The sequence below is a fragment of the Pseudomonas sp. DCB_BI genome, from assembly GCF_026240995.1.
Classification (GTDB): Bacteria; Pseudomonadota; Gammaproteobacteria; order Pseudomonadales; family Pseudomonadaceae; genus Aquipseudomonas.
This window is the reverse complement of the sequence record NZ_JAPFCG010000015.1, coordinates 1-24939: the sequence shown is the minus strand read 5'-3', so window position 1 is coordinate 24939 and position 24939 is coordinate 1. Positions and strand designations below refer to the sequence as shown.

General features: G+C 63.3%; 23 protein-coding genes and 1 tRNA gene. 8 read left to right on the top strand and 16 right to left on the bottom strand.

The annotated features are described in order from the left end of the window. Positions 1-12: 12 nt before the first annotated feature. Positions 13-2304 carry a beta-glucosidase BglX gene (gene bglX / locus OO258_RS17040; RefSeq protein ID WP_266031795.1) on the bottom strand — a complete coding sequence of 764 codons (2292 nt, stop codon included), beginning with the start codon at positions 2302-2304 and terminating at the stop codon, positions 13-15. Positions 2305-2490: 186 nt separating this feature from the next. On the opposite strand from bglX, the gene OO258_RS17035 reads away from it, so the two are divergent. Together OO258_RS17035 and OO258_RS17030 are read left to right on the top strand one after the other, a co-directional pair. Next, positions 2491-3108, top strand: coding sequence for a TPM domain-containing protein (locus OO258_RS17035; protein ID WP_266031793.1), 618 nt, complete (start codon positions 2491-2493; stop codon positions 3106-3108). Between the two features lie 154 nt (positions 3109-3262). Further along, positions 3263-4477, top strand: a complete 1215-nt coding sequence (locus tag OO258_RS17030) for a class I SAM-dependent methyltransferase (protein WP_266031791.1) — start codon at positions 3263-3265, stop codon at positions 4475-4477. Between the two features lie 31 nt (positions 4478-4508). On the opposite strand, the gene OO258_RS17025 is transcribed toward OO258_RS17030, so the two are convergent. The 7 genes from OO258_RS17025 to OO258_RS16995 all read right to left on the bottom strand — a co-directional run bounded on the left by OO258_RS17025 (position 4509) and on the right by OO258_RS16995 (position 11390). Next, positions 4509-5519 carry a DUF4917 family protein gene (locus OO258_RS17025; protein WP_266031789.1) on the bottom strand — a complete coding sequence of 337 codons (1011 nt, stop codon included), beginning with the start codon at positions 5517-5519 and terminating at the stop codon, positions 4509-4511. A 134-nt stretch (positions 5520-5653) separates the two neighbouring features. Then, entirely contained in the window at positions 5654-7360 is a 1707-nt protein-coding gene (locus OO258_RS17020; protein ID WP_110742698.1) for a SulP family inorganic anion transporter, read from the bottom strand. 211 nt (positions 7361-7571) lie between these two features. Next, positions 7572-7645: transfer RNA gene (locus OO258_RS17015), tRNA-Gly, on the bottom strand. Positions 7646-7757: 112 nt separating this feature from the next. Continuing rightward, positions 7758-8645 (bottom strand): (R)-3-hydroxydecanoyl-ACP:CoA transacylase, encoded by an 888-nt coding sequence (gene phaG / locus OO258_RS17010; RefSeq protein WP_266031787.1) that lies wholly within the window; start codon positions 8643-8645, stop codon positions 7758-7760. A 357-nt stretch (positions 8646-9002) separates the two neighbouring features. Beyond that, entirely contained in the window at positions 9003-9695 is a 693-nt protein-coding gene (locus OO258_RS17005; RefSeq protein WP_266031786.1) for a pseudouridine synthase, read from the bottom strand. 8 nt (positions 9696-9703) lie between these two features. Next, positions 9704-9916: a cysteine-rich CWC family protein gene (locus tag OO258_RS17000; protein WP_266031784.1), complete on the bottom strand. Its 213-nt coding sequence runs from the start codon at positions 9914-9916 to the stop codon at positions 9704-9706. Continuing rightward, on the bottom strand, positions 9909-11390 hold the full coding sequence (locus tag OO258_RS16995) for a sensor domain-containing diguanylate cyclase (protein ID WP_266031782.1): 1482 nt from the start codon (positions 11388-11390) through the stop codon (positions 9909-9911). Before OO258_RS16995 ends, OO258_RS17000 begins: the two co-directional genes overlap by 8 nt. Positions 11391-11602: 212 nt before the next feature. Between OO258_RS16995 and OO258_RS16990 the strand changes: the two genes are divergently transcribed. Continuing rightward, positions 11603-12049: a hypothetical protein gene (locus OO258_RS16990; protein ID WP_266031780.1), complete on the top strand. Its 447-nt coding sequence runs from the start codon at positions 11603-11605 to the stop codon at positions 12047-12049. A gap of 41 nt (positions 12050-12090) precedes the next feature. Here the strand turns inward: OO258_RS16990 and OO258_RS16985 are convergent, their stop codons facing one another. Continuing rightward, entirely contained in the window at positions 12091-13197 is a 1107-nt protein-coding gene (locus OO258_RS16985; protein ID WP_266031778.1) for an enoyl-CoA hydratase/isomerase family protein, read from the bottom strand. A gap of 126 nt (positions 13198-13323) precedes the next feature. On the opposite strand from OO258_RS16985, the gene ung reads away from it, so the two are divergent. Then, positions 13324-14016 carry a uracil-DNA glycosylase gene (gene ung / locus OO258_RS16980; RefSeq protein ID WP_266031776.1) on the top strand — a complete coding sequence of 231 codons (693 nt, stop codon included), beginning with the start codon at positions 13324-13326 and terminating at the stop codon, positions 14014-14016. Positions 14017-14136: 120 nt separating this feature from the next. Here the strand turns inward: ung and OO258_RS16975 are convergent, their stop codons facing one another. From OO258_RS16975 to OO258_RS16955, 5 genes are all read right to left on the bottom strand, one after another. Continuing rightward, a complete protein-coding gene (locus tag OO258_RS16975; protein ID WP_266031774.1) occupies positions 14137-15168 on the bottom strand; it encodes an AbrB family transcriptional regulator in 1032 nt (343 codons plus the stop codon). After that, positions 15161-16675 (bottom strand): tripartite tricarboxylate transporter permease, encoded by a 1515-nt coding sequence (locus OO258_RS16970; RefSeq protein WP_110742707.1) that lies wholly within the window; start codon positions 16673-16675, stop codon positions 15161-15163. The genes OO258_RS16975 and OO258_RS16970 overlap by 8 nt, the downstream gene beginning before the upstream one ends. A gap of 3 nt (positions 16676-16678) precedes the next feature. Further along, positions 16679-17137: a tripartite tricarboxylate transporter TctB family protein gene (locus OO258_RS16965; protein ID WP_266031773.1), complete on the bottom strand. Its 459-nt coding sequence runs from the start codon at positions 17135-17137 to the stop codon at positions 16679-16681. 96 nt (positions 17138-17233) lie between these two features. Beyond that, on the bottom strand, positions 17234-18214 hold the full coding sequence (locus OO258_RS16960) for a Bug family tripartite tricarboxylate transporter substrate binding protein (protein WP_110742709.1): 981 nt from the start codon (positions 18212-18214) through the stop codon (positions 17234-17236). 44 nt (positions 18215-18258) lie between these two features. Continuing rightward, on the bottom strand, positions 18259-19548 hold the full coding sequence (locus OO258_RS16955; protein WP_266031772.1) for an OprD family porin: 1290 nt from the start codon (positions 19546-19548) through the stop codon (positions 18259-18261). Positions 19549-19747: 199 nt separating this feature from the next. Between OO258_RS16955 and OO258_RS16950 the strand changes: the two genes are divergently transcribed. Next, positions 19748-20419, top strand: coding sequence for a response regulator (locus tag OO258_RS16950; RefSeq protein WP_110742711.1), 672 nt, complete (start codon positions 19748-19750; stop codon positions 20417-20419). Beyond that, positions 20412-21791, top strand: coding sequence for a sensor histidine kinase (locus OO258_RS16945; protein WP_266031771.1), 1380 nt, complete (start codon positions 20412-20414; stop codon positions 21789-21791). Before OO258_RS16950 ends, OO258_RS16945 begins: the two co-directional genes overlap by 8 nt. A 45-nt stretch (positions 21792-21836) precedes the next feature. Here the strand turns inward: OO258_RS16945 and OO258_RS16940 are convergent, their stop codons facing one another. After that, positions 21837-22643, bottom strand: a complete 807-nt coding sequence (locus OO258_RS16940; RefSeq protein WP_266031770.1) for an HDOD domain-containing protein — start codon at positions 22641-22643, stop codon at positions 21837-21839. Between the two features lie 54 nt (positions 22644-22697). Then, positions 22698-23639, bottom strand: a complete 942-nt coding sequence (locus tag OO258_RS16935) for a YgfZ/GcvT domain-containing protein (RefSeq protein ID WP_266031769.1) — start codon at positions 23637-23639, stop codon at positions 22698-22700. A 133-nt stretch (positions 23640-23772) separates the two neighbouring features. Between OO258_RS16935 and OO258_RS16930 the strand changes: the two genes are divergently transcribed. Then, positions 23773-24027 (top strand): succinate dehydrogenase assembly factor 2, encoded by a 255-nt coding sequence (locus OO258_RS16930; RefSeq protein WP_110742715.1) that lies wholly within the window; start codon positions 23773-23775, stop codon positions 24025-24027. Further along, positions 24011-24469: a protein YgfX gene (locus OO258_RS16925; RefSeq protein ID WP_266031768.1), complete on the top strand. Its 459-nt coding sequence runs from the start codon at positions 24011-24013 to the stop codon at positions 24467-24469. Before OO258_RS16930 ends, OO258_RS16925 begins: the two co-directional genes overlap by 17 nt. Positions 24470-24939 lie beyond the last annotated feature (470 nt).

Genomic DNA, 24939 nt, shown 5'->3' with positions numbered 1-24939 from the left:
GGTACAGACTACTTACAGCAATTCAAAGCTCTGCTGCTGCACCGCCTGGGAGTCGAGCCCAACCTGGACATTGAACTCACCTGGCTCGGCAACTCGCTGCAGCTGGCCATTGTAGAACTTCAGGTCTTCCTCGCTGATACGGAAGGCCAAGGTGCGCGTCTCACCCGGCTTGAGCATCAGTTTCTGGAAGTTCTTCAGTTCCTTCACCGGGCGGCTCATCGACGCTGACACATCCTGCAGGTACAGCTGCACCACGGTCTCGCCTGCCACTTTTCCGGTGTTCTTCACTGTGACCTTGGCTTCCAGCGTACCGCCGCGTTTGAGGTCCTTGCTCGATAGGGCCAGGCCCGACAGCTCGAAGCTGCTGTAGCTCAGGCCGTAGCCGAACGGGTACAGCGGGCCGTTGGGCTCTTCGAAGTACTGCGAGGTGTAGTTGCCCGGCTTGCCTGGCGTGAACGGCCGGCCGATGCGGGTGTGGTTGTAGTACATCGGGATTTGCCCGACCGAGCGCGGGAAGGTGATGGCCAGCTTGCCAGACGGGTTGTAGTCACCGAACAGCACGTCGGCAATCGCATTGCCGCCTTCGGTGCCGGCGAACCAGGTTTCGAGGATGGCATCGGCCTGTTCACGCTCCCAGGCGATCGACAACGGTCGGCCGTTCATCAGCACCAGCACCAGCGGTTTGCCGGTGGCCTTCAGCGCCTTGATCAGCTCGCGCTGGCTGGCCGGAATCTCCAGGGTGGTGCGGCTCGACGACTCGTGGGACATGCCGCGCGACTCGCCAACCACTGCCACTACCACGTCGGACTGCTTCGCTGCCTTGACCGCTTCGTCGATCAGCACGGCTGCAGGGCGTGGGTCGTCGACGATTTCCGGGGCGTCGAAGTTGAGGAAGTTCAGGTAATCGAGAATGGCTTTGTCGCCGGTGACATTGGAGCCTTTGGCATAGACCAGTTTGGCCTTGCCTTCCACAGCGCGGCGCAGGCCTTCGCGCACGGTTACCGAATGCACTGGCTTACCGTCGGCAGCCCAGCTGCCCATCATGTCGATCGGGGCATCCGCCAGCGGGCCGACCAGGGCGATGGTGCCGGCCTTTTTCAGCGGCAGGGTCTGGCTGTGGTTTTCCAGCAGCACCAGGCTGCGACGCGCCACATCCCGTGCGGCCTCGCGGTGCAGGCGGTCGTTGCCGTAGTAGTCCTTCAGGTCGGTTTCGGCCTTGCCGATGCGCACGTACGGGTCCTTGAACAGGCCCATGTCGTACTTCGCACCGAGCACTTCGCGGACGGCCTGGTCCAGCTCACCCTGGGTCACCTCGCCGGACTTCAGCAGGCCCGGCAGTTCTTCGCCGTACAGGGTGTCGTTCATGCTCATGTCGATGCCGGCCTTGATCGCCAGCTTGGCCGCTTCGCGGCCATCGCGGGCGACGCCATGGCGGATCAGCTCCTGGATGGCACCGTGGTCGCTGATGGTCACGCCCTTGAAGCCCCACTCCTTGCGCAGCAGGTCGTTCATCAGCCAGGTGTTGGAGGTGGCCGGCACGCCGTTGATCGAGTTCAGCGCCACCATCACCCCGCCGGCACCGGCATCGAGCGCGGCGCGATAGGGCGGCAGGTAGTCGTTGTACATTTTTGGCAGGCTCATATCGACCGTGTTGTAGTCGCGCCCGCCCTCCACCGCGCCGTACAGGGCGAAGTGCTTGACGATGGCCATGATGCTGTCGGGGTTTGCCGGGCTGCTGCCCTGGAACGAACGCACCATTACCTGGCCGATTTTCGAGGTCAGGTAGGTATCCTCGCCGAAGCCTTCACTGGTGCGGCCCCAGCGTGGGTCGCGGGCGATATCCACCATGGGGGCGAAGGTCATGTCGAGGGCGTCGGCCGAGGCTTCGATGGCGGCGGTGCGACCGACCTTGGCCACGGCGTCCATGTCCCAGGTGGCGGCCATGCCCAGGCCAATCGGGAAGATCGTGCGTTCGCCGTGGATGGTGTCGTAGGCGAAAAACATCGGGATCTTGAGGCGGCTGCGCATGGCCGCATCCTGCATTGGCCGGTTTTCCGGCGCGGTGCGCGAGTTGAAGGTACCGCCAATGCGCCCGGCTGCGATTTCTTCACGGATCTTTTCGTGGGGCATTTCCGGGCCGATGCTGATCAGGCGCAATTGACCTATTTTCTCGGCTTCGGTCATCTGGCTGATCAGATGGTCGATGAATGCCTGCTTGTCTTGCAGGGGCGGAGCGGAGGGGGCGGCAAGGGCCGCCTGACTGGCAAGGCCCATGGCCAGGCCCAGCAAGGACAGTTTCATCATCAATTCCGTTTTGGGGCCTGTGCCGTATCCACGGTGATACGCGCGCGGCCGAAGTTTTCAGGCGGCTATTGTTGTACGATTCGCAGGCGATTCTTCCAGCGGCGGATTATGCCTGAATATGTCCCCCGCGGACGAAGCCCCGTATGCCGGGACAACAACTATAAGAACGTTCAAGAGACCGACGGCATGACCCCTTTCGACGAATACCATCAGCGGCAGATTGCCGAAGCCATTGCCCGTGCCGAGCGGTGCACCGATGCCGAACTGGTGACGGTGCTGGCCCGCCGTGCCGACGATTATGCCTATTGGCCGTTGCTCTGGGCCGCCGTGCTGGCACTGGCCGTACCGGGGCTGTTGCACTGGCTGCTGGCTTGGCCCAGCGTGCGTGGGGTGCTGATGGGCAACGTGCTGCTGTTCGTCGGCCTGTGCCTGCTGCTGCGTAACCCGCGCCTGGCCGACAGGCTGATCCCCCGTGCCTTGCGCCGCTGGCGTGCCTCACGCCTGGCGCGCCAGCAATTCCGCGAGCAGAACCTGCAGCGCACCGCAGGCGCCACGGGTGTGCTGATTTTCGTCAGTGAAGCGGAGCGGCATGTGGAGATACTGGTCGATCGGGGTATCGAACACTGCCTGGATGCTGAAGCCCGCGCGACCATCGGTGCCCGCTTTGCCGAGCAGGTGCGCCAGGGCCGGACCTTGCAGGGCTTTGTCGAGTGCATCGAGGCCTGCGGTGAGCTGCTCAGTGAGCATGTGCCGGCTACTCATGCGCGTAACGAACTGCCTAACCGGCTGGTAATTCTCGATTGAGGGGCTGGTGGTGGCGGGTTTGTCACCACATCTTCTGCGCCTGGGCGCTCGGTATCAGCGCCCCCACCTCTGGCAAGCCATGAACATCCGGCGCCCACAGGTCAACCGGCGCACTGTAGAATGCGCTTCCCGCTATTCGAGGCACCGTTTCTCCATGTCCGCCAGTACTTCCGCCCCCTCCGCGCCGGATGCGCGCGCTCAGTTTCTCGACCTGCTTTACGCCGCCCTGCACGGCGATACCCTGGTCAAACTGGTGCTGGCGCGCCATGTCGGTGCCGACCAGACCTTGCAACGGATCATTGCCAAGCCGCTGCAGGTCAAGGGCCAGCCGTGCCTATCGCTGGTGTACCGCCACCAGACCCGTGACATCACTCGAAACCTGCCACTGGACCAGGCCCAGGCGCTGGTTGCCGAGCTGCTGCCAGACAGCTTCCGCAACGCTCATCTGTTCGATGCTGACGGCGAAGTGCAACTGACCTTCAGCAAGAAGGGCAAACCGATGCTGCAGCGTCATGGCGCACAGGCACCGCGTGAGGTCACTGCGAGCAGCGGCCATGACCGTGAGAAGAAGCGATACCTGGAGTTGTCGCGCCCGTTTTTGCGAGACCTGGGTGTAACCGATGCCCAAGGCGCGCTGATTCCGTCGATGTCGCGTAAATGGAAGCAGATCAACAAGTTCATCGAGGTCTTCGACCACGCCTTGGCCAGTGCCCCGGTGCCGGCCGAGCAGGCACTGCGGGTGGCCGACTTCGGCTCGGGCAAGGGCTACCTGACCTTCGCCATGCACGATTACCTGCGCAACAGCCTGGGCCGCGACGCACAGGTGACGGGTGTGGAACTGCGCCAGGACATGGTCGACCTGTGCAACAGCGCTGCCGCACGCCTCGAGCACCCTGGCCTGGCGTTCCAGTGTGGTGACGTGCGCAGCGTGGTGCCTGAGGCCATCGAGGTGATGATCGCCTTGCATGCGTGTGATATCGCCACCGACTACGCCATCCACACCGGCATCCGCTGCAACGCCGCGATCATCATGTGCTCGCCGTGCTGCCACAAACAGATCCGCCCGCAACTGCACAGCCCAGGCCTGCTACAGCCTATGCTGCAGTACGGCCTGCACCTGGGCCAGCAGGCCGAAATGCTGACCGACAGCCTGCGCGCGCTGTACCTGGAAGCCTGCGGTTACGAGACCAAGGTGTTCGAGTTCATCTCGCTGGAGCACACCAACAAGAACAAGATGATTCTTGCGGTGAAGCGGCGGCAGCCGGCGGATAACAGCGCGTTGATGGAGAAGATTGCCCAGCTCAAGGCGTTCTATGGGGTGCAGGAGCATTGCCTGGAGACGCTGTTGCGGGCGGATGGGTTGCTCTGACGGCAACCACCAGCAGGCCTGCGGGGGTAATCTAGCGTCGCGCTGCGGGTTGCTCGATCGCCAGATTTGCCATCCCCAACGGATGCGTGCTGGCATCAAAGAAATGCACCTGCGTCCCCGCAAGATCCCCAAACCGGTCAAGATGATGTTGCTTCTGGTTGATCACCGAGGCCTCGCTCAATGGCCTTATGGCGATCGACAGATGCTTTGGCTGCGCCTGGCGGATAGCTTCAAGCAGGTGCTGGTCGCTGCTGTCCAGGTGCTGCCCGAACAGGCATAGCCCTTGGCTCTCCCGTGCCAGCTGGCCCAGGCACCAGCCCAGGTAGTCAGAGTTGCGGATCGCGCGCAGTTTTTCGTCGCTGCGGTCTTCGTTGACGAACAGCGGTACCTCTCCCGGAATGTTCACCGCAAAGCCATCGAGCAACTCGGCGTTGTCGGCGCTGCGTTGGCGGGTGGTGCCGTCGGGCAGCTTGAGCAAGTGCAGGCCACCATGCAGGTGCATGACGCGGATACCTTCGCAGCTGTTGCGGCGTACGTCGAAGAAGCCTTGCTCGTCGAACAGCTCTGCAAAGCCGTGCGGGGCGTGGTGCACGGCCCATGGCAGCAGCAGGTCGTAATTGCTGGTGTAAACGCTGCGGTATCCGCGCAAGGCCTGGTTGATCGCCTCCAGCGTCGCACTGGGCATCAGTGTCCAGGGCAGGTGCACGGTGCGCACGGCGTGGATCAACGCTTCCTTGATCGAGTAATAGCGGTTCAGCGGCGCGGTGGAGTTGATGGCCAGCGCCGCATTGGTGCGCACGGTGGTGTTGAGGGCGCTGAGCACCGGCTCGAACAGCTCTGTGGACAGGGACTTGAACAAGGCCTGGTCGCTGATGGCCAAGCCTTTCTTGCGGCCGGCGCGTTGCGCTTCCTCGTACAGCGAGAAGTAGCCGAACGGCTTCCACACTGCGCGACTGGCGCCGTTGCCCAGCAGCAGGGCGTCACAGGGGTGGCGGGCGACGAGTTCTGGCCAGGGGGTGAGGGTGGCGTCGAGTGCGGGCATGCTGGGGTCCGTTGGGTGGAGCGGGGAACGGGGGCGACTTTAGCATGTCATGCAAGGTGTGCGAGGGTTGGTGTCCTGGCAAACGCATTGTGTGGCCTGCACTGGCCGTATCGCCGGTAGCACTGAAACCCGTTTCAACCCTGTTCGGCCGCTTGCACGCTGCGGTGCCGGTTACGCCACACCCGGTACGCCCGAATCCCCGCCCGCACTGAGGCAAACAGCAGTTTGTCTTCCATTTCCCGCGCCATGCCTGAGCGCACCAGCATCCGCAGGAAGGTGCCGCGGGCGCGGGCGATGGCGAAGAAGATGCCCTGGGCTGCCAGGGTGTCGCGTACCTCGCGCAGGGCGGCCATGCCGCTGACGTCTATGCTGGTCACTGCCTCGGCATCGAACAGCACCGCCTTGGGTTCGGCCTGGCTCTGTACCGCTTCGAGCAGGCGCATCTTGAAGTAGTCGGCGTTGAAGAACAGGATCGCGTCGTCGAAGCGGTAAACCACCAGGCCGGGCACGGTACGGGCGTCCTTGAACTTGCGGATATCGACCTGGCCTTCGGTACCGGGTAGCCAGCCCAGCACGGCGTCAGTCGGTTGGTAGATGCTGTACAGCAGGCGCAGGATCGCCAGGGTTACGGCAAATACGATACCGGGCAGCACGCCCAGGCCTAGCACACTGACCGTGGTCAGCAGGCACAGCCAGAACTCGAAGCGGCTCAGGCGGCGGATGTGCCCCAGCGACTTGACATCGATCAGCCCCCAGCCGGCCATCAGCAGTACTGCGCCCAGTGCAGCCTGTGGGATCCACGCCATGGGTGCGGTGAAGAACAGCAGGATCAGGGCGATGACCAGCGCAGCGATGATGCCCACCAACTGGCTTTTGCCACCGACCATGTCGTTGACTGCCGTACGCGAGTCGGCGCCGCTGATGGCAAAGCCTTGAGAAACCCCGGCCGCCAGGTTGCTGACGCCCAGTGCAACGAATTCGTGGTTGGCGTTGATCGCATAGCCATGCCGGGCGGCAAAGCTGCGCGCAGTCAGCATGGCGCTGCAGAAGCTGACGGTGGCAATACCCAGGGCGTCGCGCAGCAGGCTTTTCATCTCCTCCAGGTTGCTGTGCGGCCAGGCCAGCTGCGGGATGCCGGCAGGTACCGGGCCGAGAATGGCGACGCCGAAGCGGTCAAGGCCGAACAGGCCGACCAGCAGCATGAACAGCGCCACTACGGTGAGGGCTGCGGGCAGGCGCGGGTAGCGTCGCGGCAGCCAGATCAGCAGGCCCAGAGCGGCCAGGCCGATCAGCAACGTGACCCAGTGAATTTCTCCCAGGCGCTGGAAGAAATTGATCAGGCTGAGGATGAAACCGTCGCCTTCGATCTTGAACCCTACCACCTTGGACAGCTGCCCGGCGATCAGGCTCAGGCCGATGCCGTTGAGGTAACCGATCAGGATTGGCCGCGAGAAGAAGCTGGCGATGAAGCCGGCACGGGCAATGCCGGCGGCAATCAGCATCACACCCACCAGCACGGTGACGATCACTGACAGTTCGACGATGCGCTGCGGGTCGCCCATGGCCAGTGGTGCCACCGCACCTGCGATCATCGCGCAAGTGGCAGCATCGGGGCCGACCATCAGTTGGCGCGAGCTGCCGACCAGGGCATAGACCATCATCGGAAGAACGCAGGCATACAGGCCATACTGTGGCGGCAGGCCGACGATTTGCGCATAGGCGATGGCAATGGGGATCTGGATCGCCGCGACCGAGAGGCCGGCCTGCAGGTCGGCCTGCAGCCACTCGCGCCGGTAGTGCAGCAGGTTGGCAAGGCCCGGTAGCCAGCGGGAAAGAAACATGCGTCATCCTTTCGAAATGTTTCATAAATCCATTGAGCATACCCGCCACAAGCTGTTTCGCTTGTGCGCGCAAACACCCGCTGCGCATTGAAGCGGAACGGCAGGAAAATGGCCATGGGCCAGGTCAAGGTGGGGATGAGAAACGAAAAAAGGAGCCAAGGCTCCTTTTGACTGCGATGACGTTGCTGGAACGTCATGCTGAAATGCGATGTGGAGCGGGTAGAGGGAATCGAACCCTCAACTAAAGCTTGGGAAGCTTTCGTTTTGCCACTAAACTATACCCGCGTCTGCGCGTCACTTTTTACCAGAACTCTCCACGAATTAGAAGCCCACGTTATAAAAAAAGCTTGTCGGCACCCCATAACCTGCGGGTCTCAGCTACAGAGTGCCGAGGCGCTCAGATGGCCAATGCATGCTGCCCCTGTTGTATCGGCTGGTAACGTTGACGGGTTTCACGCACAGTCGGCTTGAGGAACCCCAGCATGACATTGCGGGTGTTCTCGCAGGCGGCCTTGTTCTCCATATCCAGGAAGTGGCCCGCATCGCGGATCACGCTGAATTGACTGCGCCCCACATGCTTGCCGAACTGCCGCGCGTCCTCGACCGTGGTGTATTCATCGCGGTCACCATTGATGAACAGCACCGGGATGTTGATATTGCGCGCACCCTCCAGCGCCCGCTCCAGGTCATGTTGCAGCACCTGGTTGATGTGGAAGAGCATCTGCGCATACTCGTGGCTGTCCAGGCTGCTGACGTGGCGGTAGTTGAAGCGCTTGAACAGTGATGGCAAGTGCTTGCCGATGGTGTCGTTGACCAGGTTGCCCACCTGGTAGCGATCGCATGCGGCCAGGTATTGGCAACCGCGATCCAGGTAGTCGCGCATGGGTTCGTTGATCACCGGCGAGAACGAACTCACCACGGCTTTCTTCACGCACTTGGGCTGGTGCGCCAGCGCCAGCAGTGTGCTTGCACCACCCCACGAGAACGACAACACGTGGTCGGCCCGGAAGTGCTCGATCAGCTCGAGGAGGATATGCGCCTCGGTTTCCTTGCTGATCAGCCTTTCCTGGCGGTTGTGCGGTTTGGATTTGCCCGCATAGGGCTGGTCGAACAGTACAACGTTGAACTGCGGGTGCAGGTTACGTACCGTTTGGGCGAACGAGGCGGTGGTGGCCAGCGAGCCGTTGATCAGGATGATCGTATTCTCGGCCGCATCCGCGCGATAGAACTCCGTGTAAACCCGATACTGACCTTGGATATCAAGTACAGCGATTTCTGGCCTCATGTCATCGACTCCTGGCGCAAAAAGGGCATTCGCGTCACCTAGGGTGCACGTTCTTTATGACAGGTAGGCATTCGCCTGAAGAGTAACCGGGGGGCCCTGTGTCGATCCTTGGCACGTGCGTCGACGGTATTGTTTTTGGCGGGCAATTCGCCGTGCCCCAAGGCATCAAGGCCCTGGGTGGCCGGCAAAAAGTGTGCAGATCCGTGACTGTGACTTCGCGGTCACATGCGGACTGACGATTTGGATTCAAGCAGTGGGTCGCGGATCCCGCAAGTGCCGTTCGGGGGAAAATGTGACTTTTGTCGCTGAGCGGTCGTACGACGAGCGCGTGCAGTCTGTTCCGGCCCGTTCGCGGACCTAGACAGTCGCTATTTCGCCAACTGTAAGTTCGCGAAAAGCCCCAGGCACCAACGCAGGGTCGAGCCGGATCGCCCCCATGCTTTCGCGATGCAACCGCACGACCTTGTTGTTGAAATGCCCGAACATGCGTTTGACCTGATGGTAACGGCCCTCGACGATCGCCAGCCGCGCCTGACGCGGGCCAAGAATATCCAGCTGGGCGGGTTGGGTGGTGAGCCCCTCAAACGCGAAGTAGAACCCTTCACGGAAGCTGGCGACATAGTGCTCGCCAATCTCGTCCTCGGTCTCGACCAGGTAATGCTTGGGCAGCTTGGTGGCCGGCTGGGTCAGGCGCCGCGACCACTGCCCATCGTTGGTCAGGATCATCAGGCCGGTCGTGTTGAAGTCCAGGCGCCCGGCGATGTGCAGATCATCACGTAACGCCGCCGGCAGCAAGTCGAGCACGGTACGGTGTTGCAGGTCATGGGTGGCGCTGACGCAGCCTGCCGGCTTGTGCAGCATCAGGTAGCGGGCCGGGCGGCCGAGCTGCAACAGCTGGTCGTCCAGTTCGATACGGCTGAATTCGCGCACTTCGGTCAGTGGGTCGCTGACCACTTGGCCATCCACCCGCACACGGCGCTGCGCCAGCATCAAACGGGCTTGCTGGCGATTGTGGCTGGGGAGGTTGGCGAGGAAACGGTCGAGGCGCATTGAAATGGTCAGTGGCTGGGGGACGGGCGGAGTTGGTCTTCAACCGCGGCGCAGCGCGGGCACAGGCAAGCCTTGTCGCGCAGTTCGGCAGGCAGGGCCTGGAGCACGGCCGGGTCAATGCTGACGCTATAGCACCAGCAGGCCTGGGTGGCGCGACGTGGGTCGGCCAGGTTGCATTGGTTAAGTGCTCCGCAAGCGGGGCAGTGTTGCTGGTCAGTCATGGCGGGTTTCACTGCAGACACGGTTGCGACCGGCCTGCTTGGCACGATAAAGCGCGCGGTCGGCGCGGGTTAGCAGGGCGTGCAGGGTATCCCCGGGTTGCAGGCTGCTAAGGCCAATGCTGGTGGTCAGGCGCAGCGGCCTGTCGTCGTAACTGAAGGTCAGCTGTTCGGTGCGCCGACGAATCTTTTCCGCCACCTCGATGGCCTGCCGCCCTTCGGCTTCACGCAGCAGCACGATGAATTCCTCACCGCCCCAGCGGCACAGTATATCTGACTGGCGCAGGCTGCCTTGCAGCACATTGGCGAATTGGCGCAGCACTTCGTCGCCTGCCAGGTGGCCGTGGGTGTCGTTGAGTGCCTTGAAGTGGTCCAGGTCGATCAGCAAGGCCACCAGCGGGCCGCTGTCGCGCTGGGCCTCGAGCAGGGCCTGTGCGGCGAGCAGGTCGAAGCTGCGCCGGTTGGGCAGGCCAGTCAGGCTGTCGAGGGTTGCCAGGGCTTCGGTGGCGGCCTGGTGGCGGCGGACCATGGCATGCACCAGCGCCAGCACCACCAAGGTGATCATCGCGCAGATCGCAAGGTTCAGGTACAGGGAGTGGCGGATGCGGTCGAGGGCGCCGGTTTCACGCTTGTCCACCAGCAGGTACCAGTTCAGCTCGGGCAGTTGGCGCACATTGAGGAAGTGGCTGCGGTTGTCGCTGTCACGGTACTCGTGGCTGCCTTCGCCGGGCACCGGCTGCTCGGTCAGCAGGGCATTCAGTTCGGCGTTGTCGCTGAGCGCCTGGCCCACCCTCAACCCGTGCGGGCCACCTTCGGAACCGGTCAGCATGACCTTGCCGTTGGCATCGGTGAACAGCACCGAGCGCTGGTAGCGGCGTTGGTACTGGTCGATCAGCTTGACCACCGAGGATACGCTGAGCCCGACCCCGGCGGCGCCGATGAAGCGGTGCTGGTAGTCATGCACCTGGTAGTTGATGAATACAGTGAGGCTGTCATGGTTGGCCATGTCCAGGTCAACGTTGATTTCATAGGGCGCCTTGAGATCACGCAGGCGGAAGTACCAGACATCGCGCCAGTTACCAGGTTCGACCTGCTTGAGCACACCCTTGGCCTGGTAATAGGTGAGGGTACGGTCAGAGACGAAAAACGAGGTAAAGGTGTCCTGCTTGCCCATGACCTCGCCCAGGTAGCGGGTCATGCGCGCGGTATCCTGTTCACCGGACAACACCCAGTCGCGCAGGAAGGTGTCCTGGGCCATCATCGAGGCGATCAGCACCGGGCGGATCAGGTCCTTCTGGATTTCCGAATAGACCGTGTCGGAGGTCAGCGGCAGTTCGGTATTGATGATGCCGTCGCGGATGGCGCTGCGCGAAGCGAAGTAGCTGAGCAGTGACGTGGCCAGGAAGCCGCAGGCCAACAGCAGCAACAGGGTAAGGATCAGCGAGCGCTGCGAGAACAGAGCGGAACGTGAGGGCATGATCTTCCCATGATATGTGCCAAGCCGCTCATTCTAGTGAGATGACCGGGAAATGACTGCAAGTTTTTCGGGGCCATCGCACCTGTATCAATTTGTTGCGTAAATGGCACTGCACCCCGGCGGGACTGTCTTATTCAGTGTCGATGAACGCGTTTCGCGTCGACGCTCGCCAGCGCCGCTGTTCGGGCACTCCAGCGGTCCAGGAGGCCGCCATGTCCTATCGAATCCTGTTGATAGCCCTGTTGGGGCTGATGACTGCCGCCTGCGCTCCCTATTACGAGAGCGGGGGCTATTACCGTTCGGACTATTACTCCACCGACCGCTATGTCGCGCCGGGTTATTACCGCTATGACCGTTATTACGTGGCGCCACAACCGCGTTATTACTATCAGCCGGCGCCGCGCTATTACCGTTCGGCGCCGGCGCCTTATTACCGCTCGCATCCGCAGCCGGGAATCAACCAGTGGCACGGTAACCCGCGCAACGACTACGGTAACCGCCAGCGCAATGACTACCGGGGTGGCCGGGACCGGCACGATTATCGCGACGGCAGCCAGCGGTACCAGCATGGCCAGTGGCATTCCAATGGGCAGCGCAATGGTGACGGGCGCTGGGACGGGCGGCGTGGCCAGGGGCGAGGTGGCAACTGGCAGCGCTAGGTGAATGAAGGGGCGCGCTCCGCGCCCCTTTTTGGCCAACTTCACCCCATGTCCGCCAGCGGATGCCGCCCCTCCCACGCCTTGGCAAAGTGCGCTTCAACCACCGCTGCCGGCACCTGCGCCACATCCGGCCAATGCCAGCGCGGCCGGTTGTCCTTGTCCAGCAAGCGGGCGCGCACGCCTTCGCTGAACTCCGGGTGGCGGCAGCAGTTCAAGCTCATGCTGTATTCCATCTGGAACACCTGCGCCAATGACAAATGGCGCGCTCGGCGGATCTGCTCCCACACCAGGTGCGCCGTGAGCGGGCAACCCTCATGCAGCCGCTGGCCGGCCTCCGCCAGCAGCGGATCGTCATGCTGCTTGAGCGCTTCCAGTGCGCGCCACGCCGCTGCTGCATCGGCCACATCGAGCAATGAGTCGATTATTTGTCGGCGCGGCAGCCACTGGGCTGCCGGCAACTCGGCCCAGGCACGATGCTGTTCGGCCTTGAGCAGGCTGTTCAGTTGCAGGGCGGTCTGTTCCTGCCAGTTAAGTTGCAGCAGTTCCTCGATCAGTGCTTCCTGCTGGTATTCACCCAGAAAGCGGTCTGCCAGGCCCAGGTCAAGGGCGTCGCGGGCATTGATCGGTGCACCGGTCAGGCCGAGGAACAGCCCAAGCTTGCCCGGTAGCCGGGCCAGGAACCAGCTGGCGCCTACGTCGGGATAAAGGCCGATGCTGATTTCCGGCATGGCCAATCGACTGCTGGGGGTGACGATGCGCACATTGGCGCCCTGCAGCAGGCCCATGCCACCGCCCAGTACATGCCCGTGGCCCCAGCACAGCAGCGGCTTGGGGTAGGTGTGCAGGGCATGATCCAGGCGGTATTCGGCAGCGAAGAAGGTAGCCGCCAGCGGTGGCACGCTGCCGGGGTGGTCGCGGCAGGCCTGCACCAGGGCGCGCACATCACCCCCTGCACAAAAGGCCTTGGCCCCGTTGCCGCGCAGCAGTACGCAGACGATGCCGGGGTCGCGGGCCCAGCTGTGCAGTTGCTCGCCCAACACCTCGATCATCGGCAGGTTCAGGGCATTGAGCGCCTTGGGTGCATCCAGGGTCGCGATGCCGATGCGGGCGCCATCGGCGCCGGTGAGTACCTCGCAATGAATGGCCATGAACTACCTCGCGCAAGTCATGGCCCAAGTATGGCTTGCCTGGCCGATCATGCCGGTCGTCGGTCGGATCGTTTGACAAGCGGGTAGGGCTTACCTAGTGTCGCGCCATTGTTTATGGAAGGCCCCATGACTGACGACGATCGCATCAAACTCGAACCGAGCTGGAAGGCCGCATTGCGCGGCGAATTCGAACAGCCCTACATGCATCAGCTGCGCGAGTTCCTGCGTGGCGAGTACGCTGCCGGCAAGGAGATCTACCCGCCAGGGCCGCTGATCTTCAACGCGCTCAACTCGACACCGCTGGACCAGGTCAAGGTGGTGATCCTTGGCCAGGACCCTTACCACGGGCCAGGCCAGGCACATGGCTTGTGCTTCTCGGTGCAACCGGGTGTGGCCACGCCGCCGTCGCTGGTCAATATCTACAAGGAGCTGCACCGCGACCTGAATATTCCGATCCCCAACCATGGCTACCTGCAGAGCTGGGCCGAGCAGGGCGTGTTGCTGCTCAACACCACCATGACGGTGGAGCGTGCGAATGCGGCGTCGCATGCCAAGAAGGGCTGGGAGTTCTTTACCGACCGGATTATCCAGGTAGTCAGCGAGCACTGCCCGAATGTGGTGTTCTTGCTGTGGGGGGCGCATGCCCAGAGCAAGCAGAAACTGATCGATGGCACCAAGCACCTGGTGCTGAAGTCGGTGCACCCGTCGCCGTTGTCGGCTTACCGCGGGTTCCTGGGGTGTGGGCATTTCAGCCGGACCAACAGCTTCCTTGAACAGCGTGGGATGGCGCCGATCAACTGGGCACTGCCGCCGCTGTGATGGCCCTGCCAGAGCGGGCCGCTTTATCGTGGGTGAGCCCGCTTCCACGGGTACTGCGCAGGGCTCAGGCGTTTTGCGGTCCCTGTGGGCGCGTGGTTATCCGCGAAAAGGCCGGCACAGTCATCGCGCTTTGGCGTTCCATGCGCGGAACAAAGGCTCCGCCAGAAACAGTACGAACAGCAGCCGCATCACCTGCAGCGCCGTCACCAGTGGCACCGACAATTGCAGGGTCTCGGCCGTCAGGCTCATCTCGGCAATCCCGCCTGGCATCATTCCCAGCGTCAGCGAACGCAAGTCCAGTGAAGTCATCACGCTCAACACCCAGGCCGCACAGCCGGCAATCGCCATGCACAACGCCGTCGCCACCAGCGTACGCCCCAGGAACGAGGGTGCGCGGCGGAAGAACGCACGGTTGAAGTGACAGGCCAGGCCACTGCCGATCAACCACTGGCCAATCTGGCTGGCGCCATTGGGCAGCGCAATTTGCAGGTTGCCCGCCAGGCTTGCCGTGGCCGCCACCAGCAATGGCCCGAACAGCCACGGGTTGGGCTGGCGCAAGCGCTGCCAGAGCAATGCCACCGCAACACCCAGCGGAGCAATGAGTACCAGCCAGCCCCAGCTCACGCTACCTGCGTGGTTCAGCGGTACCCCATCACCCAGCAGGAACTTGAACAACGCCGGTATGCACAGCACCACGGCCAGCACCCGCAGGCTTTGCGCCGCTGCGACCTGGCTGAGCACCGCGCCGTTGCGTGCGCCAAGGTTGACCATTTCCCCCGAGCCGCCGGGCATGCTGGCGAAGAACGCCGTGGCGCGGTCTTCACCGGTACGCCGCAGCAGCCACACGCTGATCACGCTGGACAGGGTGGTGAACAGCGCACCGAAGAAGATCAGCGCGAAGTGGCTGGCCACCTGCTCGATCACCGCCGGGGTGAAGTGCAGGCCGATGCCGACACCGATGATCCACTGGCCGCATTTGCGGCCATTGGGGATTTCCGGGAGTTGCCAGGGCGTCAGGCAGCGCACCAGGATGATCGTCAGCAGCGAACCGACCATCCATGGCAAAGGCCAGCCGACCTTGCTGGCGGCAAAACCGCCAGCAAGGCCGACCAGCCCGGTCGCAACGAACAGCGGGAAAGACCGATCAGGCATCGGCCATGGCCCGCCGCTGCTGGGCGCGTTTACGCCAGGTGCGCAGCAGCGGCAGGGTCAGCATGCAGAGGGTCAGTACCCATACCGACATGCTGATCGGGCTGGACCAGAGGATGCCTAGCTCACCGTTGGAAATCGACAGCGCCCGGCGCAGGTTCTGCTCCATCAGCCCGCCGAGGATGAAGCCCAGCAGGATCGGCGACAGCGGGAAGTCCAGCTTGCGCAGGATATAGCCCATGATGCCGATGCCGACCATCAGGAACAGGTCGAAGGTGGTGGCATGCACGGCATAAACGCCGATCGCGGTGATGATGGCAATTACCGGCACCAGCGCCCAGTTCGGCACGGCGAGGATGCGGGTGAAGATGCGGATCATCGGGATGTTGAGGATCACCAGCATGATGTTGGCGATGAACAGCGAGGCGATCAGGCCCCAGACGATGTCTGGCTGTTGTTCGAACAGCAGTGGGCCAGGGGTGATGTTGTACAGGGTCAGGGCGCCGATCATCACCGCTGTGGTGCCGGAGCCCGGTACCCCGAGGGTCAGCATGGGCACCAGTGCGCCACAGCAGGATGCACCAATGGCGGTTTCCGGGGCAGCCAGGCCACGGGCATCGCCTTTACCGAAAGTGCCTTTTTCACCGGCCATGCGCTTTTCGGTCATGTAGGCCACGGCACTCGCCAGTGTTGCCCCGGCGCCAGGCAGAACACCCATGACGAAGCCCAGCAGCCCGCAGCGGATGTTGACCGCGAACACCGACGCGGCTTCCTTGAAGTTGAACAGCATGCGGCCGGTAGCCTTGACCGCCTGGTGACCGTGGTGGGTCTTTTCCAGCAGCAGGAGGATTTCGCTGATCGAGAACAGGCCCAGCACCAGCACCACGAACTGGATGCCATCGGCCAGGTGTACGCTGTCACCTGTGAACCGGTACACGCCGCTGTTGGCATCGATACCGACTGCCGACAGGAACAGGCCGATCAGTGCGGCGATGAAGGTTTTCAGCGGCTTGTCACCGGCCATGCCGCCAAGGGCGACAATGGCGAACACCATCAGCACGAAGTATTCCGCCGGGCCGAAGGCGATGGCCCATTTCGCCAGCAGCGGGGCAAACAGCACCATGCCGCAGGTGGCGATGAAGGCGCCGATGAACGAACTCCAGGCCGACAGCGACAGCGCCACGCCAGCCAGGCCCTGGCGGGCCATGGGGTAACCGTCGAGGGTGGTCATCACGGTCGAGGCTTCGCCTGGGATGTTCAGCAGGATCGAGCTGATGCGCCCGCCGTATTCGCAGCCCAGGTAAACCGCGGCCAGCAGAATCAGTGCCGACTCAGGCGGCAGGCCCAGGGCGAAGGCGATGGGAATCAGCAGTGCCACGCCGTTGATCGGGCCCAGGCCGGGCAGCAGGCCAACCACGGTGCCGATCAGGGTGCCGGACAGGGCGGTGACCAGGTTGTAGGGGGACAAGGCGACGCCGAAGCCCTGGCCCAGGTAGCTCAAGGTATCCATGTGTCAGTTCTCCAGTACGCTCAGCAGGCCAAGGGGCAGGGGCACGTCCATCACGCGGTCGAACAGCCAGTAGAGGAAGACGCTCATGCACACCACCACGACGGCGCTTGGCAGCCAGCGGCCGCCATACAGGCGCGCCATGGGCAGGCCGACGAGGATGGCGCTGAGGATGAAGCCGAGGAGCTCGAAGGTGGCTGCGAAGATGACCAGCAAGCCGACACAGGCGGCGATCTTGATCAGGGTCTCGCGGTCCAGCTCCGGTTCGTCGTCCTTGCGCACGATTGGCGTGGGGCGGAACACCAGGTACAGCAGGCCCAGGCCCATCAGCCCGAGCATCAGCAGCGGGTAGGCGCGCGGGCCTACTGGTTCGTAGGAGAATGCTGCCTGGTAGGGCCAGGCCATCACGGCCAGGGCGGCACACACCGCCAGCAGGGCCAGGGCGAAGATGCGTTGCAGGATCATGAAGAAATCCTCGTTGGGAACGCGCAAGCGAGATGCAAATCCTGTGAGAGCGGCCGCAAGGCCGCTCTCACAGGGATCGTGGTGAATCCGGCAGGCTTACTGGATCAGGCCAAATTCCTTGGCCAGCGCCTTGTAGTCAGCCACCTGCTTCTTCACATAGCCGTCCAGTTCTTCGCCGGTCATGGCGAACGGGAACAGCTCGCGCTGGTCACGCAACTTGGCGAAGTCTTCCGAGGCCAGCATCTTGTCGAACGACTGCTTCCACCAGGCGTAATCCTCGTCGCTGACCTTTGGCCCCAGGTAGAAACCGCGTACCACTGGCCATACGATGTCGTAGCCCTGTTCCTTGGCGGTGGGGATGTCTTTCATCTCCGGCTCGTCCAGGCGGTTTTCAGAGAACACCGCGAGGATGCGCATGTTGCCGGCCTGGATGTGCGGCATGGAGTCGGAAATATCGGTAGAGCCGACCTGGATATGCCCGCCCAGCAGTGCCGTGGCGATTTCGCCACCGCCCTCCAGGGCCACGTAACGCAGGTCGCGCGGGTTGATACCGGCAGCCTTGGCGATCAATGCGGTCTGCATCCAGTCCTGGCTGCCGACGGTGCCGCCGGAGCCGATCACGACCTTGCTCGGGTCTTTCTTCAGCGCCGCGACCAGGTCATCGAGGGTCTTGTAGGGTGAATCGCTTTTCACAGCGATGGCGCCGTAGCTGGTGCCGACGGCCGCTAGCCATTTCACTGCGTTCTCGTCGAAGCGGCCGAACTTGCCCTGGGCCAGGTTCAGCAGCGAGCCGCTGGACCACGCCACCAAGGTGCCGGCATCGGCCGGGCGTTGGGCGACCACGGCGTTGTAGGCCACCGCGCCGACACCGCCGGGCATGTACGTGACACGCATCGGCTTGCTGAGGATCTTTTCCTGCACCAGCGCGCTTTGCACCAGTTTGCAGGTCAGGTCGAAACCACCGCCAGGCGAGGCAGGGGCGATGCATTCGGGGCGTTTCGGTTCGGCAGCGAGGGCGTTGCCGGCCAACAGCAGGCAGCCGGTAGCGAGGACGAGGCGGCGCAGTGAAAAGGTCATCGTCGATCTCCGTGAGTTGTTGTTATCGGGTTACTGCTATTGGCTTACCAAAGGGCCACGCTGTAGCTCACCAGCAGCCGCACTTCGTCGGCATCGCGGGCGAAGTTGGAGCGGAAGGTGGCGTTGCGCAAACGCACGGCGACGTTCTTCAACGGGCCGCTTTGTACCACGTACTTCAGTTCGGTGTTGCGCTCCCACTCCTTGCCTTCACCACCGGCGGCACGGCTGACGTTGTCGCCGCTGATATACCGCGTCATGAAAGTCAGGCCCGGTACACCGAGGGCGGCAAAGTTGTAGTCGTAGCGCGCCTGCCAGGAGCGCTCGTCGGCACCGGCGAAGTCGTTGATCTGGACGAAGTTGACCAGGTACGGGTCGGCGCCATCGACATACGGGAAGGCGCTGTCGCCGGACAGTTGCTGCCAGGCGGCACTGACCTTGTGCCCGCCCAGGGTGTAGCTGAGCATGCCGTTGACCGTGGTGTTGTCGATGTCGCCGGCCTTGGCGGCGCCAGCGTCGTCGCTGAGCGCCAGGCGCAGGTCGGCGCCAAAGGTGCCCGGGCCCCACGGCTGGGTGGCGACCATGCCGATGAAGTGCTGGCGGTAGATATCGTCGAGCTGGGCGAAGTGGTAGCTGCCGGTGATGCGGTCGGTGAACTGGTAATCGAGGCCACCCAGGGCCAGGTTGTCGGCGCTGAACGAGCCACCAAAGCGGCCGTTCTTGTTGTTCAGGGCCAGGTCTTCCCAGTTGGTGTCGTTGCGGTCCTTGGCCTTGTCCAGGCGCCCGCCGGTGAAGGTCAGGCCCTTGATTTCCTTCGAGGTCAGCAGGCCGCCTTCGAAGGTTTGCGGCAGGATGCGCCCATCGTTGGGCTGCAAGGTCGGCAGTTCCGGGATCAGCGTGCCGATCTTCAGTTCGGTCTGCGAGATCTTCACCTTGCCGGTCAGGCCAAGTTTGGAGTATTCGTCGGCAGCCTTGCCGTCATCGTGGGTCGGCAGCAGGCCGGTATCGGTGCGGTCGGGGCTGGAGTCGAGCTTGATGCCGAGCATGCCCAGTGCGTCCAGGCCGAAGCCTACGGTGCCCTCGGTGTAGCCCGACTCGAAGTTGAGCATGAAGCCCTGGGCCCATTCGTCGCGCTTGGATTGTTGCGCGCTTGTGCCGTCGCGAAAGTCGCGGTTGAAGTACATGTTGCGGGTTTCGAAGGTGGCCGTGCTGTCTTCGAAGAAGGCGGCCTGGCTCATTGGGGCGACACCGGCAAGCGCAAGGGCGCTGGCGATGGCGGAGGGGCGTGCGGCAAACGAACGGGTAGGCGCGAACGCCTGCGGCTGCGATGACAGCATCGTCGATGACTCCGTTTATTGTTCTTATTCGTTGCACCTTGCTGGTGCTTTTTTCGGCGCGAAGCGCGACCGTGGTGCGATGCTAGGCAACGAACCTTTCGCTAACCTTTCAGCGTGAAAGGTTTGTTACAAGGGGCTTCACAGGCTTGACGACAGCGGTACACTCCGCGCCACCGCCCCACCCGAGCAGGAGAATCCGATGCGTGTGCTGCTGGTCGAAGACCACCTGCAACTGGCCGAAAGCGTTGCCCAAGCCTTGAAAAGCCACGGCCTGACCGTGGATGTGCTGCATGACGGCGTGGCTGCCGACCTGGCCCTGGCCAGCGAGGAATATGCGGTGGCCGTGCTGGATGTCGGCCTGCCGCGCATGGACGGTTTTGAGGTGCTGGCGCGTCTGCGCGGCCGTGGCAAGACCTTGCCGGTGCTGATGCTGACCGCACGCAGCGACGTCAAGGACCGGGTCCATGGTTTGAACCTGGGCGCGGACGATTACCTGGCCAAGCCGTTCGAGCTGACCGAACTGGAAGCCCGCGTCAAGGCCCTGCTGCGGCGCAGCGTGCTGGGTGGCGAGCGCCAGCAACGTTGTGGTCCGCTGGTGTATGACCTGGACACCCGGCGCTTTTCCCTGGGCGCAGAAAACCTGACCCTGACCTCCCGGGAGCAGAGCGTCCTGGAAGCGCTGATCGCCCGCCCGGGCCGGGTGATGAGCAAGGAACAGTTGGCTGCCCAGGTATTCGGCCTGGACGAAGAGGCCAGCCCCGACGCCATCGAAATCTACATCCACCGCCTGCGCAAGAAGCTTGATGGCCAACCGGTGGCCATCGTCACCTTCCGCGGCCTGGGTTACCTGCTCGAGCACCGTGATGCGTGACAATGGCAGCCTGCGCGGGCGCCTGCTCGGCAATCTGGCGTTGCTGCTGGTGGTGCTGATGCTGGCCAGCGGCCTGAGTGCCTACTGGAACGGCCGCGAGGCCGCCGACACGGCGTATGACCGCACCTTGCTGGCCTCGGCGCGGACCATCGCCGCCGGCCTTTCGCAGCGCGATGGGTCGTTGAGCGCGGACGTGCCCTATGTGGCCCTGGACACCTTTGCCTACGACAGCGCCGGGCGCATTTACTACACCGTGCTGGATATCAAGCAGCGGCTGATTTCCGGCTACGAGAACCTACCGCCGCCGCCGCCGGGCACACCGCGTACCGACGACTACCCGGCGCTGGCGCGGTTCTACAACGCCACTTATCTGGGCCAGGACGTCCGCGTGGTCAGCTTGCTGAAGCCGGTGAGCGAGCCGAACATGAACGGCATGGCGGAAATCCGCGTAGCCGAGACCGAGGAAGCGCGGGTGCGCATGGCCCGTGGGTTGATGGCTGACACCCTGCTGCGCCTGGGAATGCTGGCGTTGGGCGCGTTGGTGATGGTGTGGTTTGCCGTAAGTGCTGCATTGCGGCCGCTGGAGCGCCTGCGTACGGCAGTGGAAGAGCGCCAGCCGGACGACCTGCGGTCGTTGCCGGTGGTGCAGGTGCAACGGGAGTTGAGCCCCCTGGTGCGGGCCTTGAACCACTTTACCGAACGCTTGCGCGGCCAGTTCGAGCGCCAGGCGCAGTTCATCGCCGATGCGGCCCACGAACTGCGTACACCGCTGGCGGCCCTCAAGGCGCGGGTCGAACTGGGCTTGCGCTCGTCCGAGCCGCAGGAGTGGCGGCAGACCCTGGAGTCTGCGGCCCAGGGGACCGATCGCCTGACCCACCTGGCCAATCAGTTGCTGTCGTTGGCGCGAGTCGAGAACGGCGCCCGGGCGATAGCCGAAGGTGGTGCCCAGCGTCTGGACCTGAGCCAGCTGGCGCGGGAGCTGGGCATGGCCATGGCACCACTGGCGCACAAGCGCGGGGTGGCGTTGGCGCTGGAGGCTGAGGCGCCGGTGTGGCTGAAAGGTGAGCCGACGTTGCTCAACGAATTGTTGAGCAACCTGGTGGACAATGCCCTGGCGCATACGCCGGCGGGCGGCAACGTGATTTTGCGGGTTTTGGCGCCGGCCGTGCTGGAGGTGGAGGATGACGGGCCGGGGATTCCCGAGGCCGAGCGCGAGCGGGTGTTCGAGCGCTTCTACCGCAAGAGTGCGCAGGGCAGCGGGTTGGGGCTGGCGATCGTTGGCGAGATCTGCCGGGCGCACCTGGCGCAGGTGAGCCTGCATGATGGTGGCAAGGGTGGGTTGCGGGTGCGGGTGAGCTTTATCGCTGATTGACGGGTTGCCTGTGCTGGCCCTGGCGCCAGCATCGGCTTACACGGCTCAGCGCAACATGCTCCGCGCCTCGAGTAACTCATCTACCTCCAGCTCGGTACCGAACGGCAGGCCAAGGTGGCGGTATGCCGGCAGTGCTGCCAACGGCCGGTTACGGCCGCGTTGGCTGATGCAGCGGGCGATTTGCACGATGTCGATGTAATCGACCTTGTCAGTCTGCCGGTCCAGGTCCTGCATCTGGCTTGGCAAGTTGACCAACTGCTCCGGAAACTCCCACAGCTTGAGGATCTTGTCACCCAGCACTGGCTGGATCTGCTCGATCACGTAATGCAGGCATACCGGGTCGGACAACAGCTCATTGTGCTCTTCGGCATAGATCAGCACCGGTAGGGCGCCAATCTGGTTGACCAACCCGCCAAGGGTGGCCTGGTCCGGCTTGAGGTGGGTGTAGCGTCGGCATATTTCGTAGCTGATACCTGCCACTTCCAAGCTGTTGGCCCAGATATCCCGCAATTTTTGTTCAACTGCCGGCGAGCGTGCGTGGAAGATCTGCTCGATTACCAGGCCAATGGCCAGGTTGCAGCTGTAGTTGATGCCCAGCCGCGTGATCGCAGTGTGCAGGTCGGTAACCTCGACCGCCGCGCGCAGCAGCGGGCTGTTGACGACTTTGATCAGGCGCGCTGAAAGGGCCGCGTCGCGACCTATCACCTTGCTCAGGGCCGCTACGCTGATCTCGCTGTCTTCTGCCGCCTCGCGGATGCTCAAGGCAACCTCGGGCAGGGTTGGCAGGACCAGGTCATCCTTTTCGATGGCGTCGAGCAATTGTGCTTGAACCATCTCGGCCAGCTTGTTCATGGGCGTGTCTACCGCAGTGGTGGTGCGGCCCCGCCGCAGGGCGGGGCAGGCTGGTCAGCGCTGGATTTCTCGGTCGCGGTCCAGTTCGTAAGGCAGGGTCAGCACTTGCAGGCGAGGGCCTTCCAGGCTGCCCAGGTGCAGGTTGTCGTCCTCAACCGCTTCGGCACTGAGTACCGCAAGCAGTTCGCAGCCTGCGCCGTTGCCGGCAGCAATCACCACTTCACCGACTGACGAACCATGAGTGGGCGAGAAAATTTCGGCCCCTGGGGCAGGGATGGCCTGCTGGTCCAGGGCCAGGCGATACTGACGACGCTTGAGCTTGCCAAGGTACTGCATGCGCGCGACGATTTCCTGGCCGGTGTAGCAGCCCTTCTTGAAGCTGACACCATCGACCGCTTGCAGGTTGATCATCTGGGGGATGAACAGCTCACGGGTTGGCCCCATGACCTGGCCGATACCGGCGCGAACCTGGCCCAGCAGCCAGTCGTTGAGGCAGCCTTCGGGCAGGGCGGCAGCAAGCGCCTGGCGCACCGGCTCGGCGTTGTCTACAGGTACCCACAGTTCTGCGCGGCCAGCGGACACGGTAATGGCGATCAGCCCATCATGGCGTACCGTGCTGCCGGTGGCAGCAGGCAAGTCGAGCCCCAGCGCCTGAAGTGCCGCTGTGCCACCCTGCAGGCCGAAGCGCACCCAGGCGGGGCTTTCGTCGGTCAGCGTGGCCTTGGAGAACACGGCGTATTTCTTCAGATCGGCCAGTTGCGCGTCCAGCAGCTCGCTGGCCATGGCCAGCAGGTAGCCATTGCCTTCGGGCAAGATGCGGAAGCTCGACTGCATGCGCCCCTTGACCATACAGCGAGCGCCGAGGCTGGCATATTCCTGGCTGAGGTAGTTGATGTTGCAGGTCAGCTGGCCTTGCAGGAACTTGCCTGCATCGGAGCCGCGGACGGCGAGAATGCCCTCGTGGGACAGGGGGCAGAAGAAAGCGGAATCGGCCATGGGTCATCGCGGTGGCTAAAGACTGGCGGCCATCATAGAACGCCGGTAACAAAATAGGTAGTTGACTAGACCAACGCCCGGTGTCGCTTCGCTCGGCGGGCTGTATACTGGCGGGCCATTCGAGGAGGGCCCCATGGTCGAACAAACTGAACTCAACCGGCTTTTCTGGCACAGCCGCCGCGGCATGCTGGAACTGGACGTGCTGCTGGTGCCTTTCACCCAGGAAGTCTACCCCAGCCTCAACGAAACTGACCGCGAACTCTATGTGCGTCTGTTGAGCTGCGAGGATCAGGACATGTTCGGCTGGTTCATGGAGCGCACCGAGTCCGAGGACCCGGAGCTGCAACGCATGGTCCGCATCATTCTGGACCGTGTCCAGCCCAAGTGATTGCTTTGAATGCCGGTGGCAAGGCTCGCGCCTGCTGCTGGTGGCCTATATGGCTTGCCAGGTACTCGCCTGGCTTGTCGTATGGGCGAGCCCGCTGCCCGCGTGGCTGGCTTTTTCTATTGTTGCCTTCTGTATTGCCCACGCTGGCTGGGCGATTCCTCGACGAATTCTTTTGACCCATGAGCATGCCATTATCGGCCTGCGCCGTGATGCGCGCGGCTGGCAGGTGTTCAGCCGTGGTTGTGGCTGGCAGCCGGTGCGGTTGTGCCGGGATAGCGTAGCGTTGCCACGGTTGGTGGTTTTGCGCTTTGAGCGGGTGGGCCGAAGGGTGGGGGAGAGCCAGTGCATACCGCAGGATGCGCTTGGGGCTGACGAGCATCGGCGCCTGCGGGTGCGGTTGAAGTTCAGCCGGCGGCGCTGGGCTGCGGTGAGCCGGGCCTAGATCAAGCTCGGCTTAGCTTCATCGCGGGCAAGCCCGCCCCCACAGGTCCCCCCGCAGGCTTGAGGCTGATGCAGTGCCTTGGGACACAACTGGCTTGCTCAATTTTTAGAATCTAGTGCGACCCCTGTGGGAGTGGGCTTGTCCCGCGAGCACGGGCGAAGCCCGTGCCATGCACCGTGTTGGATTTTTCGCCGGGCAAGCCCGCTCCCACAGGCACCCCCGCTGGCTTGAGGCTGATGCAGTACCTGGGGAAACAACTGGCTTGCTCAATTTCCAGAATCTAGCGCAATCCCCTGTGGGAGTGGGCTTGTCCCGCGAACACGGGCGAAGCCCGTGCCATGCACCGTGTTGGATGCTTCGCGGGACAAGCCCGCTCCCACAGGTACCCCCGCAGGCTTGAGGCTGATGCAGTACCTGGAAAGCTGGCACGATAAAGTGGAGCGGCCTTGCGCCCCTTTCGCGACACAAGA